The sequence below is a fragment of the Catellatospora sp. IY07-71 genome, assembly GCF_018326265.1.
Taxonomy (GTDB): domain Bacteria; phylum Actinomycetota; class Actinomycetes; order Mycobacteriales; family Micromonosporaceae; genus Catellatospora.
Genome location: NZ_AP023360.1, coordinates 4,300,107 through 4,319,483 on the forward strand (window position 1 = coordinate 4,300,107; position 19,377 = coordinate 4,319,483).

Annotated in this window: 15 protein-coding genes; 7 read left to right on the forward strand and 8 right to left on the reverse strand. The window is 71.7% G+C overall.

Annotation, left to right across the window (positions count from 1 at the left end):
• Positions 1-109 precede the first annotated feature (109 nt).
• Positions 110-769, reverse strand: a complete 660-nt coding sequence (locus CS0771_RS19290; RefSeq protein ID WP_212842274.1) for a hypothetical protein — start codon at positions 767-769, stop codon at positions 110-112.
• Positions 770-891: 122 nt separating this feature from the next.
• Between CS0771_RS19290 and CS0771_RS19295 the strand changes: the two genes are divergently transcribed.
• Positions 892-1,326, forward strand: a complete 435-nt coding sequence (locus CS0771_RS19295) for a potassium channel family protein (RefSeq protein WP_244870888.1) — start codon at positions 892-894, stop codon at positions 1,324-1,326.
• A gap of 10 nt (positions 1,327-1,336) precedes the next feature.
• Here CS0771_RS19295 and CS0771_RS19300 read toward each other — a convergent pair whose 3' ends face one another.
• Entirely contained in the window at positions 1,337-2,356 is a 1,020-nt protein-coding gene (locus CS0771_RS19300) for a LacI family DNA-binding transcriptional regulator (RefSeq protein WP_212842276.1), read from the reverse strand.
• 316 nt (positions 2,357-2,672) lie between these two features.
• On the opposite strand from CS0771_RS19300, the gene CS0771_RS19305 reads away from it, so the two are divergent.
• The 3 genes from CS0771_RS19305 to CS0771_RS19315 all read left to right on the forward strand — a co-directional run bounded on the left by CS0771_RS19305 (position 2,673) and on the right by CS0771_RS19315 (position 8,356).
• Positions 2,673-5,417: a beta-L-arabinofuranosidase domain-containing protein gene (locus CS0771_RS19305; RefSeq protein ID WP_212842277.1), complete on the forward strand. Its 2,745-nt coding sequence runs from the start codon at positions 2,673-2,675 to the stop codon at positions 5,415-5,417.
• Between the two features lie 174 nt (positions 5,418-5,591).
• On the forward strand, positions 5,592-6,812 hold the full coding sequence (locus CS0771_RS19310; protein ID WP_212842278.1) for an SLC13 family permease: 1,221 nt from the start codon (positions 5,592-5,594) through the stop codon (positions 6,810-6,812).
• A gap of 185 nt (positions 6,813-6,997) precedes the next feature.
• Positions 6,998-8,356, forward strand: coding sequence for a family 43 glycosylhydrolase (locus tag CS0771_RS19315; protein ID WP_212842279.1), 1,359 nt, complete (start codon positions 6,998-7,000; stop codon positions 8,354-8,356).
• A gap of 101 nt (positions 8,357-8,457) precedes the next feature.
• Here CS0771_RS19315 and CS0771_RS19320 read toward each other — a convergent pair whose 3' ends face one another.
• From CS0771_RS19320 to CS0771_RS19335, 4 genes are read right to left on the reverse strand one after another with little or no spacing between them, the layout of a single operon-like run.
• Positions 8,458-9,069, reverse strand: a complete 612-nt coding sequence (locus CS0771_RS19320) for a phosphatase PAP2 family protein (RefSeq protein ID WP_212842280.1) — start codon at positions 9,067-9,069, stop codon at positions 8,458-8,460.
• Positions 9,066-10,301: an MAB_1171c family putative transporter gene (locus CS0771_RS19325; RefSeq protein ID WP_212842281.1), complete on the reverse strand. Its 1,236-nt coding sequence runs from the start codon at positions 10,299-10,301 to the stop codon at positions 9,066-9,068. The genes CS0771_RS19320 and CS0771_RS19325 overlap by 4 nt, the downstream gene beginning before the upstream one ends.
• Entirely contained in the window at positions 10,231-10,773 is a 543-nt protein-coding gene (locus tag CS0771_RS19330) for an ImmA/IrrE family metallo-endopeptidase (protein WP_212842282.1), read from the reverse strand. The genes CS0771_RS19325 and CS0771_RS19330 overlap by 71 nt, the downstream gene beginning before the upstream one ends.
• A gap of 45 nt (positions 10,774-10,818) precedes the next feature.
• A complete protein-coding gene (locus CS0771_RS19335) occupies positions 10,819-11,196 on the reverse strand; it encodes a helix-turn-helix domain-containing protein (RefSeq protein WP_212842283.1) in 378 nt (125 codons plus the stop codon).
• Positions 11,197-11,659: 463 nt separating this feature from the next.
• Here CS0771_RS19335 and CS0771_RS19340 point away from each other — a divergent pair, with 463 nt between their 5' ends.
• Entirely contained in the window at positions 11,660-12,697 is a 1,038-nt protein-coding gene (locus CS0771_RS19340; protein ID WP_212842284.1) for a nitronate monooxygenase, read from the forward strand.
• Between the two features lie 139 nt (positions 12,698-12,836).
• Here CS0771_RS19340 and CS0771_RS19345 read toward each other — a convergent pair whose 3' ends face one another.
• Positions 12,837-13,166 (reverse strand): DUF427 domain-containing protein, encoded by a 330-nt coding sequence (locus tag CS0771_RS19345; protein ID WP_212842285.1) that lies wholly within the window; start codon positions 13,164-13,166, stop codon positions 12,837-12,839.
• The gene (locus CS0771_RS19350; RefSeq protein WP_244871385.1) at positions 13,166-13,618 is read right to left on the reverse strand and encodes a DUF6098 family protein; all 453 of its coding nucleotides are present in this window, start codon (positions 13,616-13,618) and stop codon (positions 13,166-13,168) included. The genes CS0771_RS19345 and CS0771_RS19350 overlap by 1 nt, the downstream gene beginning before the upstream one ends.
• 409 nt (positions 13,619-14,027) lie before the next feature.
• Between CS0771_RS19350 and CS0771_RS19355 the strand changes: the two genes are divergently transcribed.
• Entirely contained in the window at positions 14,028-14,228 is a 201-nt protein-coding gene (locus CS0771_RS19355; protein ID WP_212842287.1) for a hypothetical protein, read from the forward strand.
• An 835-nt stretch (positions 14,229-15,063) separates the two neighbouring features.
• Entirely contained in the window at positions 15,064-19,338 is a 4,275-nt protein-coding gene (locus CS0771_RS19360) for a discoidin domain-containing protein (RefSeq protein ID WP_212842288.1), read from the forward strand.
• Positions 19,339-19,377 lie beyond the last annotated feature (39 nt).

The following is a 19,377-nucleotide window of genomic DNA, read 5'->3' on the forward strand; positions in this document are numbered from 1 at the left end:
CGGAAGCGTCCGTCGCGCTCAGGCAGGGCGTGACGGACGGGACGACCGTCACGCGAGAGCGCCCCGGTCCGCGAGTCGATCGCGGGCCGGGGCGCTCGCCCGTGCGGGGTCAGCCGCGCGCGTTCCACATGGCGGCGAAGCCGGCCGCCTCGCCGGTCAGCCACCGGTCCACCTCGGCGCCCTTGCCGGCCTCGCCGCGGTAGGCGATGCCGCGGCGCACGTCGACCAGCACCGGCTCGGCGTGCGGCAGGATCTGGTCCATGTTGGACCGGAGCAGGTGCAGCGTCGCCGTGATCAGGTCGGCGGTCGGCGCCTCCTCGTCGAAGTGCAGCCGGACCGCCTCGCTGCGGCCGTCGTCATAGCGCAGGCCGAAGTGCGCGGCGATGCGCACCGGCAGGTTGCCGATCATGGCGAGCGCGTCGTTGGTCTGGGTCAGCCGGACGCCCTGGCCCTCGATCGAGATCAGGTAGCTCGCCGCGCCCGCGGTGAGCGCCGCGTAGAGCCGCTGCCAGCGCGGATCCACCAGGTCGTTGACCTCGGTGAGGTGGGTGCCCGGGGTGTGCTGGTCGATGTCGGTCTTCAGCGCCTTGATGAGGCGGCTGTGCGGGTTGAACCCGCGGCCGGTCTCGCGCTGCCGGCGCAGCTGCCCGACGAACGTGGCCTTGGCCGGGCCGGAACGGTCGACGTAGCGGGTGAACGCCAGCAGGGTGGCGTAGGGCAGCACAGCGGTCGGGGTGGTCTCGGCGACGGTCGCGGGAGGGGTGGGCATGGCGTCTCCGTTCGCAGCTCAGCGGCGCTTTTTCGTACACACATTCTAATCCGCCGGACCGACATTTTCCGCTGCCGTCGCAGCCGATGGGACGGATTGGCACACCGCTGCACAATGTGCCGATGGACCTGCTCAGACGCTTCACCAACTCGCCGCGCGCGCTGGTCGTGAGCTACCTGCTGCTGATCGTCACGTCCGGGCTGCTGTTCTGGATGTTCGAGGACAAGGAGCCCGGCGAGGCCATCTGGTGGGCGGTGGTCACCGCCTCGACCGTCGGATACGGCGACACGTACCCGCACACGTGGCAGGGCCGGGTGCTGGCCGGCTTCCTCATCTCGGTGATGGTGCTGTTCGTGATCCCGCTGATCACGGCGCACTTCGCCAGCAAGCTGATCGTCGACAACGACGCGTTCCAGCACGAGGAGCAGGAGGAGATCAAGAACCAGCTCCGCGAGATCCGCGCCATCGTCGAGCGCCTGGACCCCGCCGCCGCGGCCGAGGCGGGGGTACGCCTCGACGCCGTCGCCGAGCGCGCCGAGCGCCCGCGTACGCCCTAGCGCGGCGTCCTCAGGACGAGCGGGGCGGGCCGCTGCTGGCCCGGACGACGAGGCTCGGCGGCACGCGTGGGTGGCGTACCGCCGGGCCGCCGCCGTCGAACAGTTCCAGCAGCGCCGCGAGGCAGCGGCGGCCCACCTCGTCGAAGTCCTGCCGGACCGTGGTCAGCGGCGGGGACAGGTAGGCCGCCTCGGGGATGTCGTCGAAGCCGACCACGCTGACGTCCTCGGGTGCGCGCAGGCCCCGCTCGTGCAGCGCGCGCAGCATGCCGAGCGCCTGCTGGTCGTTGGCGCAGAACACGGCGGTGACGTCGGGGCGGTCCGTGAGCAGTCGCCCGGCCTCGTAGCCCGAGCGCGGGCTCCAGTCGCCGGACACCACCGGCGGGACCCGGCACCCGGCGGCCTCCAGCGCCTGCCGCCAGCCGTCCACCCGGTCCCGCGCCTCCAGCCAGTCCTGCGGGCCGGACACGTGCCACACCGTACGGTGCCCGAGCGCGAGCAGGTGCTCCACCGCCAGGCGTGCCCCGGCGACCTGGTCCACCGAGACCGACGGCAGCTCGCCCGCCGTGTCGGACTCGACGACCACCGCGGGCACGCCGGTGGGCAGGCTGTGCACGGCCGCAGCCGCCGTCATCAGCGGCGCGATGATGACCACCCCGTCGACGGACTGCTCGGTGAGCCGGTCCACCGCCTCGGCGACCCCGGCCCGGTCGAGCTGCTCCAGCGCCACGATGCGGATGCCGTAGCCGGCCCGCCGGGCGGCGCGCTCCAGCCCGAGCAGGGTGGCCGCGGGCCCGTACAGCAGGGTGTCGAAGCTGACCACGCCGATCAGCCGGGAGCGCCGCCCGGCCAGGCCGCGGGCCATCGCGTTGGGCCGGAAGTTCAGCTGCTGGACCGCGCGCAGCACCCGGTCGCGGGTCTCCTCCCGCACGCTCGGGTGGTTGTTCAGCACCCGGGACACGGTCTGATGCGAGACTCCGGCGAGGCGCGCGACGTCCCTGATGACCGCGACGCGGGCAGGCTGCTGGCTCATGGCGACCCCCTGTCGACGCATGGTAGCGCAGCACGATCTTCCCGGTCGCCGCCCGTATCGGGTCTGGATCGGACGATGGGACGCGCGTGACCTGCGGTTCCTCGAAACATTTTCGCCACACCCTTGACGCGATCGATGTGATCGGTCACATTCGACAGACGATACATCGAGGCACGGGATCCTCTGAGCGTCGCCATCACCGTACGAGCTGGGCAGGGCTTGCCGCGCGTGCTCCGGGTGCGCTGATGTTACCGGTCACGCGCTGCCCGGCGCGAGCCTCGTCCGCCCACCCGTCCCCGCCCCTCCAGGAGTCCACATGTGGTCCTCGTCCGTCAGCCGGCGCCGCGTCATGCAGGCCGCCGGCGCGGCAGCCGCCGCCACCGCCGTGCCCGCCGCCCTGGCGCCCGGCCGGGCCGCCGCGGCGCTGCCGCCCGCCCGCGCCGACGTCGGCGTCTCGGCGTACCCCTTCGAGCTGGGCCAGGTCCGGCTGACCGCCGGCCGCTGGCTCGACAACCAGAACCGCACCCTGAGCTACCTGCGCGACGTCAGCGTCGACCGGCTGATGTACGTCTTCCGCGCCAACCACCGCCTGTCGACCAACGGCGCGGCCGCGACCGGCGGCTGGGAGGCCCCGACGTTCCCGTTCCGCAGCCACAGCCAGGGGCACTTCCTGACCGCCTGGGCGCAGGCCTGGGCCGTGCTCGGCGACACCACCTGCCGGGACAAGGCTGACCAGATGGTGTCGGCGCTTGCCGCCTGCCAGGCCAACAACGGCGCGGCCGGGTTCAGCACCGGCTACCTGTCCGGCTTCCCCGAGTCCGACTTCACCGCGCTGGAGGCACGCACCCTGAGCAACGGCAACGTGCCCTACTACGCGCTGCACAAGACGCTCGCCGGGCTGCTCGACGTCTGGCGGTACGTCGGCAGCACGCAGGCCCGCGACGTGTTGCTCGCGCTGGCCGGCTGGGTGGACTGGCGCACCGGGCGGCTCACCTCGGCGCAGCTGCAGGCCATGCTGGGCACCGAGTTCGGCGGGATGAACGCCGTGCTCACCGACCTCTACCAGCAGACCGGCGACGCCCGCTGGCTGACCGCGGCGCAGCGCTTCGACCACGCCGCCGTGTTCAACCCGCTCGCGTCGAACTCGGACCAGCTCAACGGGCTGCACGCGAACACCCAGGTGCCCAAGTGGATCGGCGCGGCGCGCGAGTACAAGGCCACCGGCACCACCCGCTACCGCGACATCGCGGCCAACGCCTGGAACATCTGCGTCAACGCGCACACCTACGTGATCGGCGGCAACAGCCAGGCCGAGCACTTCCGCGCCCCCAACGCCATCGCCGGGTACCTCACCAACGACACCGCCGAGGCGTGCAACACGTACAACATGCTGAAGCTGACCCGCGAGCTGTGGCTCACCAGCCCCGACAACGCCGCCTACTTCGACTTCTACGAGCGGGCGCTGCTCAACCACCTGATCGGCCAGCAGAACCCGGCCGACGGGCACGGCCACTTCACCTACTTCACCCCGCTGCGCCCCGGCGGGCGGCGCGGGGTCGGCCCGGCCTGGGGCGGCGGCACCTGGAGCACCGACTACACGACGTTCTGGTGCTGCCAGGGCACCGGCATCGAGACCAACACCAAGCTGATGGACTCGATCTACTTCTACAACGGCACCACGCTGACCGTGAACCTGTACGTGCCCTCGGTGCTGACCTGGAGCTCGCGCGGCATCACGGTCACCCAGTCCACCTCGTACCCCGTCGCCGACACCACGACGCTGACCGTCACCGGCAGCGTGAGCGGCTCGTGGTCCATGCGCCTGCGCATCCCCGCCTGGACCACCGGCGCGACGATCAGCGTCAACGGCGTGGCGCAGAGCATCACGGCCACGCCCGGCACGTACGCCACGCTGACCCGCTCCTGGACCTCCGGCGACACGGTGACCGTGAAGCTGCCCATGCGGGTGATCATGCAGGCGGCCAACGACAACGCCAACGTCTCCGCCGTCACCTACGGGCCCGTCGTGCTGGCGGGCAACTACGGCAACACCACCCTGTCCGCCCTGCCCGCGCTCACCACTTCCAGCGTCACCCGCACTTCCACCAGCTCGCTGGCGTTCACCGCCACGGCCAACGGGGCCACGGTCAACCTCGGCCCGTTCCACGACGCACACGGCTTCAACTACACCGTCTACTGGAACGCCGCAGGCCAGGGCGGCGGCACCGCGGGGGCGGTGTTCCGGCTGGTCAACGTGGCCAGCGGGCTGGTCCTCGGGGTGCAGAACATGTCGACCGCCGACGGCGGCCTGGCCGTGCAGTGGGCCGACAACGGCACCGCCGACCACAACTGGGAGCTGCTCGTGGACGGCTCGGCGCTGCGGCTGCGCAACGCGCACAGCGCCAAGGTGCTCGGCGTGGAGAACATGTCGACCGCCGACAACGCCCGCGTCCTGCAGTGGGCCGACAACGGCACCGCCGACCACCGGTGGACCGTCGCCGACAACGGCGACGGCTCGCACAAGCTCCGCAACGTGCACACCGGCAAGCTGCTGGCCGTCCTCAACGGCTCCACGGCGCAGGGCGCGCAGGCGGTGCAGGACCAGGACAACGGCAGCACCGACAACCTGTGGCGCTTCGTGCCCGAGGGCGCCCGGCGCATCCAGAACGTGGCCAGCGGCATGGTCCTCGGCGTGCAGAACATGTCGACCGCCGACGGCGGCCTGGTGCTGCAGTGGGGCGACACCGGCACCGCCGACCACCTGTGGACCGCCGTCGTCGACACCGGCGGCTACCTGCGGCTGCGCAACGGCAACAGCGCCAAGGTGCTCGGCGTGGAGAACATGTCCACCGCCACCGGGGCCCGGGTCATGCAGTGGGCCGACAACGGCACCGCCGACCACCGCTGGCGGCTGCGCCACGGCGGCAACGGCACCTTCCGCATCCAGTGCGCCAACGGCGGCCTGGTGCTCGGCGTCAGCGGCGGCTCCACGGCGCAGGGCGCGCAGATCGTCACCGTCGCCGACGGCACCGGCGGGGACCGGCTCTGGCGCTTCCTCTGATCGGCTGACGGGCGGGGTCCGTTCGGGGCCCCGCCCGACCCGCCGCGCCGACCCACCACCAGGGCGGACACCGCCGTCCGGCGGCTATCGTGCACGTGCGCCGGCAGCTCACCGGAACAGCCGGCACTGCCGCCGGCCACTGCCGCGCTCGGATCCAGCGCGGAGCAGTGGTACATGGCGGCGACATCGCAGCGTACGGCCGAAGGCCTCATCCCCGGCCCGCCGATCGTGCGCCGCAGGCTCGGCGGCATGGACCGCCTGGCGCTCGGCCTGCTCGCCGCCGGCGGCCTGGCCGTCGGCACGGGGCTGCTCCCGGCCGCCGCGGCGGGCGCCACCGTCACCCGCCTGGCGCCCCTGCTGCTGTTCCTCGCCGCGGTCACCGTGCTGGCCGAGCTGACCGCCCGCGCCGAGGTGTTCGACGTGCTCGCCGCCCGGGTCACCATCGCCGGGCGGGGCAGCAACCGCCTGCTGTTCCTGCTGTGCGTCGGGTTCGCCGGGCTCACCACGGTCGTGCTCAACCTCGACACCACGGCCGTGCTGCTCACCCCGGTCATGCTGGCCACCGCCGCGCGCGCCGGGCTCGCCGCGCTGCCGCTGGCCATGACCACGGTGTGGCTGGCCAACACCGCCAGCCTGCTGCTGCCGGTGTCGAACCTGACCAACCTGCTGGCCGCCGACCGGATCGGCCTCGGCCCGCTCGATTTCGCCGGCCGCATGCTGCTGCCGCAGGTCGCGGCGCTCGCGGTGACCGCCGCCTGCCTGTGGTTCTTCTACTGGCGGCGCAACCCGCGCGCCTATCAGCCGCCCGCGCCCCACCGGCCCGCCGACCGGCGGCTGTTCATCGCGGGTGCCGTGAGCTGCGGGGTGTTCATCGCCGCCATCCTCGCCGGGGTGCCGCTGGGCGCCGCGGCGGCGGTCTGCGCGCTGGGACTGGCCGGGGCGTACGCCGCCTGGGGCCGCCACCACCTGCGCTGGTCGCTGCTGCCGTGGCGGCTGGTGGTGTTCGTGACCGGCCTGATGCTGGTCGTGGACACGGTCAGCCGGCACGGCCTGGGCGCGCTCACCGCCGCGCTGGCCGGCGAGGGGCTGGGCGCGGGCGGCACGGTGCGCGCGGCTGCCGCGGGCGGCCTGCTGGCGAACCTGGTCAACAACCTGCCCGCGTACACCGCCGGAGAGAGCGTGCTGACCGGCCGCGACCCGCTGCTGGCGCTGCTGATCGGCACCAACGTCGCCCCGCTGATCACCCCGTGGGCCTCCCTCGCCACCCTGCTGTGGCTGGAGCGCTGCCGCGCCGCCGGCCTCACCGTGCGCTGGCCGCGCTTCATGCTCACCGGCGCCGTCACAGCCACCGCGGCCCTCCTCGCCGCCTCGCTCACCCTCGCGACGGCGCGCTGACCGCCACCCAAGTCGGCCGATCTTGCGCGAACTGTGGGTGCGACACGCCTATGTCGCCCATAAAGGCAACACTTCCCGCAAGATCGACATGATCATGGGCGCGCAGCGGTGACTATAACGATATTCTTCGATAAAGTTTCCTTCTCGTTGTTCTCTCCTGCGGGAGAGTGAGCTGAGGAGGAGCGATGCCCCGCTCTCTGCCGTCCGCCGTCACCGCAGCGCTGGCGGTCGTGACGCTGGCCGTCACCATGGCCACCGTCCCGTCCCTGACCGCCGCACCCGCCGCCGCAGACGTCTCGATCGCCGCGACGACCGCGCCGGCGCTCGTGATCAACGGCGACTTCCCCGATCCCGACGTGTCGCGCTTCGACGGCGTCTACTACGCGTACTCGACCAACAACGGCTTCGGCAACGTGCCCGTCGCCTCGGCGTCCTCGCTCACCGGCGCGTGGACCCGGCGCGGCGACGCGCTGCCCACCCTGGGCGCGTGGGCCAGCGGCGGGCTGACCTGGGCGCCCGAGGTGACTCGCCGCGCCGATGGCAGGTACGTGCTGTACTACACGGCCCGCAGCCGCACCGTCGGCCGCCAGTGCATCGGCGCGGCGCTGGCCAATTCGCCGCTCGGGCCGTTCACGCCGGTCGGCACCCAGCCGCTGGTCTGCAACGGCGGTGAGGGCGGAGACATCGACGCGTCGAGTTTCGTGGACAGCAACGGCGCGCGGTACCTGCTCTACAAGGACGACGGCAATGCCATCGGGCAGCCCACCAGCCTGTGGCTGCAGGGGGTGGCCGCCGACGGCCTCACCTTCCAGGGCGGGCGCGTCGAGCTGCTGCGCAGCGGCCGGCCCGAGGAGGCGGGCGTCATCGAGGCGCCCGTGCTGACCAAGGTCGGCAGCCAGTACGTGCTGTTCTACTCACTCGGCGGGTACGGCGGCGACGGCTACCAGACCAGCTACGCGACCTCGGCGGCGCTGACCGGGCCGTACACGAAGGCGTACCGCTCCCTGATCACCACGGACAGCGTCAACGGAGCGGTGCGCGGGCCGGGCGGGGCGGACGTGGTCCGCGACGCGGCCGGGGACAGCATCGTGTTCCACGGCTGGATCAACAACTACAGCGCCCGCGGCATGTACGTCGCGGCGCTCGGCTGGTCGGGCGGCTTCCCGGTGGTACGCGGCAGCCGGGTGCGCACCGAGGCCGAACGCGGCACGCTGAACCACTGCTCGGTGCGCAACACCACGTCCGCGTCGCAGGGGCAGGTCGTGGCGTACATCGACTACGCCGACAGCTGGGTGCAGCTCAGCGTGTTCGCGCCCCGGGCCGGTGCCTATACGGTCTACGTCGCCTACTCGGCGGGCCTCGGCGACGCGCAGCACACGCTGACCGTGAACGGCGCCGCGCCGGTGACGGTCAACTACCCGAACACGGGCTGGGAGACCTGGCGCCAGGCCCCGGTCGACGTCACCCTCAACGCGGGCACCAACAGCATCCGCCTCACCCGCCTGACCCGCTGGGCCGAACTGGACTACATCGAGGTCGCCTAGCTCCGGCCCCTCCCTTGATCAAGATTCCGCCATGTCGTCCGAGCACCATGGCGGGAGCCTTGATCAAGCAGGAAGGCTGCGGTGGGCAGTCGCAACGGAGGTCACGGCAGGACCAGCGAGGTGAGCAGGGTGAGCGCGGTGGCGGCGCCGGCGAGGACGCCTGCGGCGACCTGGGCGACGTCGTGCGCGCCGAGGCGCAGCCGGGCCCAGCAGACGACCGCCACCAGGCCCCACGCCGCCGCGCCCGGGGCGCCCAGTGCTGCGGTCAGCAGCACGGCTGCGGCGGACACCGTCGCCGCGTGGGCGGACAGCTTCCAGACCAGGTTGACCAGTGTGGTCACGGCCAGCGCACCGCCGAGCACACCAACGGTGGCGAGCACCGTCACCGGCGCGCCAAGCAGCATCAGCAGACCGAATCCGGTCGCAACGGAGAGGACCGACAGCCCGAGCGGGATCGCCCTGTCCTCGCGGCGGTCGATGTGGTGGCTGTTCAGCCGCCCCCGGCGGACCCCGCTGAGGATGATGAGCAGCGGGATCACCGCGGTGAACACGATGGCGGCGAGCCCCCACAGCGCGCCCCGGACCCCGGCGGTCAGCGCGCCGACGGCGGGCGGCAACAGTGCGGCGAACACGCCCGGCTGCAGGATCTCGGAGACGAGTGCGGCGGCCCGGTCGGCGCGGCCGGTCGCGACGGCTTCGGCGGTGTCGGTCATGCGGGCAGTTCCCGTCCTTGCGTGGGGGTGGGGCGATCGGCCGTGCCGTCGCGGCGTAGTTCGTCGAGCACCTGGGCGGCCACCGGGCCGGAGAACTCGGCGGCGACCCGCAGCAGCCAGGCCACCTCGGACGGCATGTCCTTGCCGCCCGGCTGCACGTCCCCGGTGCCGGTCGGCGCGTACCCGCTGACCTTGGCGTGCAGCGCGGCCTTCACGACGGCGGCCTCGACCGCGGCGGCGCGGCGGCGGCCGGACAGTCCCGCCGCGTCGGCGTGCCGCTCCGCGGCGGCCTGCACCTCGGCGTCCAGCCACGGTCGCAGCGACAGATAGACGTCGCGGATCTCGGTGGTGCGCCGGTACAGCGCCTGGTGCTCGCGCGCGAAGATGCAGCCGATGTTGTACGCGAACCGCCTGCCCGGCGTCTCCAGTAGGATCTCCGGGTGGGCGCCGGTGAGCGCCGCCCAGAACGGCCGCAGCCGGCAGCACTGGTAGGCGCGGTACGACTTCACCCAGGCGATGCCGAGGATCGGCACGACCACGCTGAGGATCAGCGACACGATCGACAGGCCGAGACCGGTGAGGTACACCGGCACCAGCGCCGCGGGCAGGCCGGTCGCGCCGAGGTCGTCGGCCACGGCCGTGATCAGCCCGGTGCCGTTGTAGATCATGCCGGTCCAGCCGAACGCGACGAAGCACCACAGCCCGATCTTGATGTGGGTCAGGTGGGCGCGCCGGGCGTACCGCGGCACGAACTGGATGATCTGCACGGCGGTCCAGGCCAGGTAACCGAAGTAGACGGCCAGGTAGACGCTGATGCCGTGCTTGGTGGTGTTGTCGGCCTGCCAGTTGCCGTTGTTCTCCGCGGTGGGCGTCACCGCGAACGCGACGGCCATGGCGGCGACGGCCACGGCGAGCACCGCGAGGCGGACCAGCACCGCCCGCCCGACCCGGGGTGGCGGCGTCACCCAGTAGAGGATCATGATCTGGATCGCGGCGCAGGCGGCCATGGTGGTCGAGTTGGACAGCAGCCGGGCCAGGTTGTCCACTCCGGACGACCGGTCGATCGCGCTGTAGACGCCGGGCGTCAGCAGCAGCATCGCGGTGGCGCCCAGCGCCACGGTCAGCACCCGGGAGACGCGTGCCCCGGACCGCCGGCTGGGGTTACGCCACAGGTCCACCGCCGCGGTCACGACGCCGAGCAGCAGTGCGGCCGAAAAGTATCGGGCGAACATGGGGGGTGGCCTCCCAGGAGGGGTCGAAGGTCTCCATGGCGCGGGCGAGGTCGTCGGCGACCGGATCACCGCCGGGCGAGGCGCCGAACCGGTTGAGGATCGCGCCGGCCAGCAGCTCCGCCTCGTGCTCCTGCCGGCCGCCGTACGGCAGCGCGAGGGTGGGGTCGGCCAGCATCCGCGGGTCGACGCCCGGATGGCCCAGCAGCATGTGGCCGATCTCGTGCAGCACCAGGTGCAGCTGGTGCTGCGGGACGGACCGTTCCTCGTAGACGATCCAGTCGCCGCGGCCGGGCACGTGGAACCAGAAGCTGGTGACCCCGGGCGGCAGTTGCCGCCCGGTGAGGTGGATCGGCTGGTGCCGGATCTCCCGCGAGACGTACTCGACGAAGCCGGCCAGGTCCCACGGCCGCGGCGGGTCCAGGGTGGCGACGATCCGGGCGCAGGCACGCCGGATCTCGCGCAGGTCACCCACCTGGGTTCGCCTCCCCGTGCTCGGCCGGTCCAAGGAAGCTGGATCCTACCGATCGGCGCCGTCCGGGCCCTCGGCCAGGATCTCGTCGATCAGCGCCTTGACCCCGCGCAGCGCCTCGGCGTCCAACCGGGACGCCCGGAACGCGATGGAGGCGACCTCCTCCGACTGCGGCCGGAAGCCGGCCTTCGACGGGGGGATCAGGTATGCCGCGTCCTTGCCGAAGAAGCCGGCGATGCCCACCAGCACGTTGACGTGCGGGTCGGCCACCCGGCCGTTGGCGATCTCCGCGATGTGGGTGTGCGAGCACCCCACGGCGGCGGCGACCTCGCGGGTGGTCCAGCGCCGGCCGTCGGGGCGGCGGTGCGTCTCGAACAGCTGCGCCACCCGCGCGGCGATCGTCTCGCCCCCGGTCTGCCTGCTCATAGCCCGGTGTCCTCACGTCGTTCCGCGTGCCGTGCTCGTAAACAGCTGAGTACATTATGGAGGTTTTGTAATCACCCGTTGACAAGCCTGCGGTTGATCACTCTATGCTGACCAAACAGGAACCTCAAGTTCGTCGCTGCTCCCCCTCGGGCGGGTGCGCGGCGGGGCGGGTCTGCGGTAACGGGGGGCAAGGTCGCGGGGAGCGATCCCGGTCACCTTGCATGGAGACCCGCGGAGGAACCTGCAGGCGGCAGCGGGTACACCGCTGCCGCCTGAACTTGTTCGCGTCGTACGCGGGACCGGGTGTGGACGGCGCCGCCGGATAGGCGTATCGTTCAGGCTCGACGAAGGCCGTGCTGCTTCCCCCGTGGCGGTGCGGCCTTTGCCATGTCCGGCTCCGGGCCGGGGGATCATGGACGTCGACGGCGGCCGCAGGCGCCGCCCGCCGCACCGGGAGACGACCATGTCCAGCACCCTGACCAGTGCGCTCGGGATCACCATGCCCGTGCTCGCCGCGCCCATGGCCGGCGGGGCAGGCACGCCCGCGCTGGTCACCGCCGCCGCCCGCGCGGGCGCCCTCGGCTTCCTGGCCGCCGGATACAAGACGCCGCAGGCGTTCGCCGAGGAGATCGCGGTCCTGGCCGCGGCGTCGGTGCCGTACGGCGTCAACCTGTTCGTGCCCAACCCGCTGCCGGTCGACCGGGCCGCGTTCGCGCGGTACGCCGCCCTCGTCGCGGCCGAGGCGGAGCGTCACGGCTTCCCGGCCGATCCGGCGGCGCCGCCGATCGAGGACGACGATGCCTGGCAGGACAAGCTCGCCGTGCTGCGGGAGCGGCCGGTGCCCGTCGTGAGCCTGACCTTCGGGCTGCCTAGCCGCGAGGACCTGGCCGCGCTCCGGAGCACCGGGGCGCTGCTGGTGCAGACCGTCACGTCGGTCGCCGAGGCGAAGGCCGCCGCGGAGGCGGGCGTCGACGTGCTCGCCGTGCAGGGCGCAGCCGCGGGTGGGCACTCCGGCACGTTCACCCCGACCGCGCCCGTCGCCGACCTGTCCCTCGTCGACCTGGTCGGCGCGGTCCGGCACGCGGCCGGCCTGCCCGTGATCGCGGCCGGCGGGCTCGCCAGCGCCGCGGACGTCGCCGCCGCCGTCGCGGCCGGTGCCGGCGCGGTGGCCGTGGGCACCGTCCTGCTGCGCAGCGCCGAGGCGGGCACCACCGCCACGCACCGGGCCGCGCTCGCCGATCCGGCCCGCACCGCCACGGTGATCACCCGAGCGTTCACCGGCCGTCCCGCCCGCGCGCTGCGCAACGACTTCACCGAGCGGTACGGCGAACTCGCGCCGTACGGCTACCCGGCGCTGCATCACCTCACCGCCCCCATGCGCCGCGCCGCCGCCGCGGCCGGTGACCCGGAACGCGTGCACCTGTGGGCCGGCACCGGCTTCCGGCACGCCACGGCCGAACCGGCCGCCGCGATCCTCACGCGCCTCGCCGCCGACCTGTGACCGGACCTCGCGGCGGCGGGGCAAGATCGCGGTCTCGGGTCGGGAACCGCGGCTGGACCACAGGGTCCGACACGAGACAGCGACCTTGCCCGGTGGGGACCGGACCGGCGCGGGCCGGCGGGCAGCGGTCGGGACCGGGTCAGGCGCGGGCTGACGGGCCGCTCGGGTCAGCACGCGGTGCGACGGGCTCAAGCGTCACGGGCGGGCCGAACGCCACGCGCCGCCGCAGGCGCCACGCCCACGGCCACGGATACCGATACGACCAGGCCAGGTCCCGGCCGGTCGCGCCGCCCGCCTCCGCCGTGTAATAGACGGCGACGCCCTTCCACGGGCACAGCGTGCGGGTGCCACTCGGCCGCAGATGCGCCCAGCGCACGGCCTCCCGGGGGAAGTAGACGGCCCCGTCCCTGCGTACGGTGTCCGGCCCGTCCGCGAGCACCGTGCCGCGCCAGAGCGCCCGGACGCGCATCAGCCCGGACCCGGCACGGAGCGCCGGTCGAGCGGGCCCCAGGTCCGCGCACCCTGCGCGTCGACCAGCCGCGCCGCCTCCGCGAGCACCGGATCGGCGATCCAGCCGAGCGCCTCCCGGCAGACCACCAGCGGCTCGTTGTCCGGCCCCCGGCCCACCACGTCCCCCGTCAGCACCCACGGCCGGACGCCGGGGCCACGCAGGTCGGGCAGGTGGTGGTAGTCGTACAGGCGGCGGGCCAGCCACAGCTCCAGCGGGCGCTCGCCCCACCACGGCTCCACGGCCAGCGGGTTCGCCGACAGACCCGGCATCGGCGTGCCGGTCAGCTCGTCGCGGCTGGACTGCTCCCGGGGCAGGTCCACGCCCGGCCCACGCGACCAGCGCACGAACAGCTCGCGGGGCTCGCACCGCACCAGGTCGGCGAGCTGCCGCAGCGCGGCGTAGGTCGCCATCTCGCCCACGACCACCTCCCCGCCACGCGCCCACGGCAGACCCGGCACCGCCGCCTGCGGTGATGTGCGTACCCCGAGGCGGGGAACGATCAAACCGGCCCGGCGGGGTGTGGTTCCGGCCCCGAGCGAAGTCGTCCTGGCCCCTCGCCTGCGCGACCGGCCCGGTCATACCCACCGGCACGCACGGTAGACAAGAGGCGCGGGTCGGGACCCTGGGCCGCTGGAGGCGGCGCACGACGGGCGGCCGGTCGCGTGACCAGCGCGCGGCCGCGTGCGCTCCTGATCCGGCCGACGGTCGGCGCGGGCGGATTCGTGCCCTTCCCACGGTCAGGTCGCGCCCCTCCCGCTGCCTTGGGCCCAAGCCCTCCCGGTGCTACCGTCGACAACCCCCGAACCCCGAGGTCAGGCCATGTCCCACCGCTGCGGCAAGCACGTCCTCCTGTCCACCCCCGCCTCCGCCCAGTCCGGCTGGATCTCCTGCGCGGTCCACCGCATGGGCACCACCCACCTGGACGCGACCTTCACCCGCATAGTCGCCCTGGAATTCCACGGCGAAGAACTCCTCAGCTACGGCTGGATCATCACCCACGCCATGCTCGACGACGCCTAACCACCCCACCCCACCCCACCCCACCCCACCCCTCTCCACCCCTCTCCCGCGCCGATCTTGCGCGAACTGTGGGTGCGACACGCGCTATCCGGGCAAAAGGGCAACACTTCGCGCAAGATCAACGTGAGCTTGCGCCCGCCCCCCGGCTGTGGTGCGCGGTCAGCGACCAAGATCGCGGGTTCGTGTCAAGACCTCGGGCTGGACCACACCTTTGGACACGAAGCCGCGATCATCACGCGGTGCCGAGCCAAGCGGGACCCGCAGCCGTCACCACCGGCGCAAGAAATCTACCTCGCAGTGCAACTTTGCGATGACTGAGCAAGCGTTGCGGACCGTGACGGCGCAACGGTTACCGACGACGTGACTGTCCTATCCGTACCCTCGCCAGCCTTGCCTGATGGCCGGCAGCCTGCGGAGGAACCCGCCGCCGGGACCGCACCCGCGGAGTGTGGCGAGATCAGCCTCGATGGATCGACATCACCCCCGGTGATGACCCCTGATCAGGTCCGAGTTCCCCTGGCATGCAACGCACACCCTCACCGTCCGTCCTCGCCGGACGATCGCTACGTTTTTTGCATTGCACTGTGGACTTCTAACTACCAAGGCTCTAACGTTTTGCTACCACAGTCAGAAACACCGATGACTTGAGCCCGTAACAGTGCTTCAGGTGGTAGGTGCTCCTCGGCCGTGGCGGCGTGTGCGCGTGAGCTGGCACGTCGCCGCAATCCGCTCCGGCCGGGTCGCCTTCCGTAACACGGGGTGGCCGTCCTCCATCGACGGCGACCGCGATGCGCGGCGGGATGAACGCAGGAGAGGCAATGCAGGGAGGAGCGCAGTGAAGACCAAGAACGTCAGGGTCAGGCTGCTGGCGACGCTGGTCGCCGCGAGCCTGGCCGTAGTCGTCGGGCCGGTGTCGCCGGCCTCGGCCGCCGGAGGGCCCAACCTGGCCGCTGGCAAGCCGGTGTCGGCCAGCAGCACCAACAACGGTTACGTCACCGGCAACCTGGTGGACTCGAACCAGGGCAGCTACTGGGAGAGCTCGGGCGCGTTCCCGCAGTGGGCGCAGGTCGACCTTGGCAGCACCGTCAGCATCGACCAGGTCGTGCTGAAGCTGCCCGGTGGCTGGGGCGAGCGCACCCAGACGCTGTCCGTGCAGGGCAGCACCGACGGGAGCGGGTTCAGCACGATCGTGGCGTCGGCGGGCTACAACTTCCAGCCCGGCTCGAACAACACCGTCGTCATCAACTTCGCGGCGGCGAGCACCAGGTACGTGCGGATCAACATCACCGCCAACACCGGCTGGGCGGCCGCGCAGCTGTCCGAGCTGGAGGTCTACGGCGCGGGCGGCGGCTCGTCCGGCAACCTCGCGGCGGGCAGGGCGATCGCGGAGAGCGGCCACGCCGACGTGTACGGCGCGGGCAACGCCAACGACGGCAACCAGGGCACCTACTGGGAGAGCGTGAACAACGCCTGGCCGCAGTGGCTGCGCGTGGACCTCGGCTCGACCGTCGGCGTGAACCGGGTCGTGCTGAAGATCCCGAGCGGCTGGGGCGCGCGCACGCAGACCCTCGCCGTGCAGGGCAGCACCAACGGCACCACGTTCGCCGACATCGTCGGCTCGACCGGGTACAACTTCGCCCCGGGCTCGAACAACACGGTGACGATCAACTTCGCGACCGCGTCCACCCGGTACGTGCGGATCAACATCACCGCCAACACCGGCTGGCCGGCGGGGCAGATCTCCGAGTTCGAGATCTACGGCCCGACCACGGGTGACACCCAGGCGCCCACCGTCCCGGGCAGCCTGTCCTACACCCAGCCGCAGGCCGGCCAGATCCGCCTGGCGTGGAACGCGTCCACCGACAACGTCGGCGTCACCGCCTACGACGTGTACGCCAACGGCAACCTGCTGACCAGTGTCAGCGGCTCCACGCTGACCTACACCGACACCCGGTCGGCGAGCGAGACGGTCAGCTACTACGTGCGGGCCCGCGACGCGGCCGGCAACCAGTCGGGCAACAGCAACACGGTGACCCGCACCGGCCAGACCGGCGACACCGTGGCGCCCACCGCGCCCGGCAGCCTGGCCTACACGCTGCCCGCCTCCGGCCAGATCCGGCTCACCTGGACCGCGTCCACCGACAACGTGGGCGTCACCGGGTACGACATCTACGCCAACAGCACGCTGCGGGCCAGCGTCGGCGGCACCACCCTCACCTACACCGACAGCCAGCCGGACACGGCGACGGTCAGCTACTTCGTCCGGGCCAAGGACGCGGCGGGCAACATCTCGCCGATGAGCAACATCGTCACCCGCAACGGCTCCGGCGGCGGCGGCACCAACCAGGCGCTGAACAAGTCGATCACCTCGAACGGCCACACGCACATCTTCGTGGCCGAGAACGCCAACGACGGGGACCTCACCACGTACTGGGAGGGCAGCACGTCGCCCAACCAGCTCACGGTGCAGCTGGGTTCGAACGTCGGCTTGACCTCGATCGTGGTCAAGCTCAACCCGGACGCCGCGTGGGGCGCGCGCACCCAGACCATCCAGGTCCTGGGCCGCGAGCAGAGCTCGTCGTCGTTCGTCAACGTGGTGTCGGCGCAGGCGTACAGCTTCAGCCCGGCCACCGGCAACACGGTGACCATCAACGCCTCGGGCAGCTACGCCGACATCCGGCTGCAGTTCACCGGCAACACCGGCGCCCCCGGCGGCCAGGTGGCCGAGCTCCAGGTCATCGGCACCCCCGCGCCGAACCCGGACCTCACCGTCACCTCGCTGACCTGGTCCCCGGCCTCCCCGGTGGAGACCGACGCGATCACCCTGAGCGCGGTGGTCCGCAACGCGGGCACCAACACCTCCGGCGCGACCAACGTCAACTTCTACCTGGGCACCACCCTGGTGGGCACCGGCTCGGTCGGCTCGCTGGCCGCCGGCGCGCAGACGACGGTCAACGCCAACATCGGCACCCGCACCGCGGGCTCCAACGCGGTCACCGCGAAGGTCGACGAGGCGAACAGCGTCGTCGAGCAGAACGAGGCCAACAACGCCTTCACCGCGCCGAGCAACCTGGTCGTCTCCCCGGTGCAGAGTTCCGACCTGGTCGCGAACCTGAGCTGGACGCCGAGCAACCCGGCGGCGGGCAGCAACGTGGCCTTCTCGGTCGCGATCAGGAATCAGGGCACCATCGCCTCGGCGAGCGGCGCGCACGGCATCACGCTGACCGTCCTCAACGAGGGTGGCACCGTGGTCCGCACGCTCACCGGCTCGTACTCCGGCGTGATCAACGCCGGGGCCACGGCCCCGCCGGTGAACCTGGGCACCTGGACCGCGGCCAACGGCCGCTACACGGTCCGCGTGGTGCTCGCGAACGACGGCAACGAGCTGGCGGTCAAGCAGGCCAACAACACCAGCAACACGCCGCTGTTCGTCGGCCGCGGCGCGAATCTGAACTACGACATGTACGAGGCCGAGGACGGCACGGTCGGCGGCGGCGGCGCGGTCGTCGGCCCGAACCGCACCATCGGCGACCTCGCCGGTGAGGCCAGCGGCCGCAAGGCCGTGACGCTGAACAACAACGGCCAGTACGTGCAGTGGACCACGAAGAACGCCGCCAACGCGCTGGTCGTCCGGTTCTCCATCCCGGACAACTCAGGCGGCACCGGCACCACGTCGACGCTGAACATCTACGTCAACAACACCTTCCACAAGGCGATCACGCTGACCTCGAAGTACTCGTGGCTCTACGGCGCGGAGGCGGGGCCGAGCAACTCGCCCGGCGCCGGCGCGCCGCGTCACATCTACGACGAGGCCAACATCCTGCTGGACGCCACTGTCCCGCAGGGCGCGACGATCAAGCTGCAGAAGGACGCGGCCAACAGCGGCACGTTCGCGATCGACTTCATCAACCTGGAGCAGGTCAGCCCCCGGGCGAACCCCGACCCGGCCCGCTACAAGGTGCCCACCGGCACCTCGCAGCAGGAGGTGCAGGCCGCGTTCGACGCCTTCCGGATGGACACCACCGGCACGTTCGTCGGCGTCTACCTGCCGGCGGGCAACTACGAGACCAACCAGAAGTTCAACGTGTACGGCAAGCCGGTCAAGGTCGTCGGCGCGGGCATGTGGTACACCCGCTTCCACACCCCGACCGGCATGGAGAACACCGACGCGGGCTTCCGGGTGGAGAGCAGCGCCAACGGCTCGTCCTTCGAGCACCTGGCGTTCTTCGGCAACTACACCATCCGCCAGGACGGGCCGGGCAAGGTCTGGGGCGAGCTGAAGTCCGTGAACAACCTGACGTTCGACAACGTCTGGGTCGAGCACACGGTCTGCGGCTGGTGGGGTGTCAACGTGAGCGGCTGGAACGTCAAGAACAGCCGCGTGCGCAACACCTTCGCCGACGGCATCAACCTGACCAACGACTCCACCAACAACACGGTCAGCAACGTCGAGGGCCGCGGTAACGGCGACGACGCGTTCGCGCTGTTCTCGGCCACCGACAGCGGCGGCTCGGTCGGCAACAACGGCAACGTCTTCGAGAACCTCTCGGCGACGCTGACCTGGCGGGCCGCGGGTCTGGCCGTGTACGGCGGGTACAACAACGTGTTCCGCAACCTGTACATCGCGGACATGCTGACGTACTCCGGCATCACGATCAGCTCGCTCGACTTCGGCTATCCGTTCGTCGGCTTCGGCACCACACCCACCCGGTTCGAGAACATCTCGCTGGTCCGGGCGGGTGGTCACTTCTGGGGCAACCAGACCTTCGGCGCGATCTGGGTCTTCGCGGCCTCGAAGGAGTTCCGGGGCATCCGGGTGACCGACGTGGACATCGTCGATCCGACGTACTCCGGCATCATGTTCCAGTCGAAGTACCCGGAGCAGCAGCCGGTGACCGACACCGTCTTCACCAACATCAGCATCAGCGGTGCGCAGAAGAGCGGTGACGCGTTCGACGCCAAGTCCGGCTTCGGCATCTGGGTCAACGAGATGCCCGAGGCGAACCAGGGTCCGGCCCGTGGCTCGGCCACGTTCAACAACCTGACCTTCAGCAACAACTTCCAGAACATCAGGAACACCACCACGACCTTCACGCTGAACATCAACTAGCCTGAAGGAAAGGAAGGGCACCTTCTTAACGCTATGCGT

Bases quoted from the DNA above. Each gene is read 5' to 3' on its own strand.
- CS0771_RS19290 (WP_212842274.1), bottom strand. From the start codon at position 769: ATGCCCACCCCTCCCGCGACCGTCGCCGAGACCACCCCGACCGCTGTG.
- CS0771_RS19295 (WP_244870888.1), top strand. From the start codon at position 892: ATGGACCTGCTCAGACGCTTCACCAACTCGCCGCGCGCGCTGGTCGTG.
- CS0771_RS19300 (WP_212842276.1), bottom strand. From the start codon at position 2,356: ATGAGCCAGCAGCCTGCCCGCGTCGCGGTCATCAGGGACGTCGCGCGC.
- CS0771_RS19305 (WP_212842277.1), top strand. From the start codon at position 2,673: ATGTGGTCCTCGTCCGTCAGCCGGCGCCGCGTCATGCAGGCCGCCGGC.
- CS0771_RS19310 (WP_212842278.1), top strand. From the start codon at position 5,592: ATGGCGGCGACATCGCAGCGTACGGCCGAAGGCCTCATCCCCGGCCCG.
- CS0771_RS19315 (WP_212842279.1), top strand. From the start codon at position 6,998: ATGCCCCGCTCTCTGCCGTCCGCCGTCACCGCAGCGCTGGCGGTCGTG.
- CS0771_RS19320 (WP_212842280.1), bottom strand. From the start codon at position 9,069: ATGACCGACACCGCCGAAGCCGTCGCGACCGGCCGCGCCGACCGGGCC.
- CS0771_RS19325 (WP_212842281.1), bottom strand. From the start codon at position 10,301: ATGTTCGCCCGATACTTTTCGGCCGCACTGCTGCTCGGCGTCGTGACC.
- CS0771_RS19335 (WP_212842283.1), bottom strand. From the start codon at position 11,196: ATGAGCAGGCAGACCGGGGGCGAGACGATCGCCGCGCGGGTGGCGCAG.
- CS0771_RS19340 (WP_212842284.1), top strand. From the start codon at position 11,660: ATGTCCAGCACCCTGACCAGTGCGCTCGGGATCACCATGCCCGTGCTC.
- CS0771_RS19345 (WP_212842285.1), bottom strand. From the start codon at position 13,166: ATGCGCGTCCGGGCGCTCTGGCGCGGCACGGTGCTCGCGGACGGGCCG.
- CS0771_RS19350 (WP_244871385.1), bottom strand. From the start codon at position 13,618: ATGGCGACCTACGCCGCGCTGCGGCAGCTCGCCGACCTGGTGCGGTGC.
- CS0771_RS19355 (WP_212842287.1), top strand. From the start codon at position 14,028: ATGTCCCACCGCTGCGGCAAGCACGTCCTCCTGTCCACCCCCGCCTCC.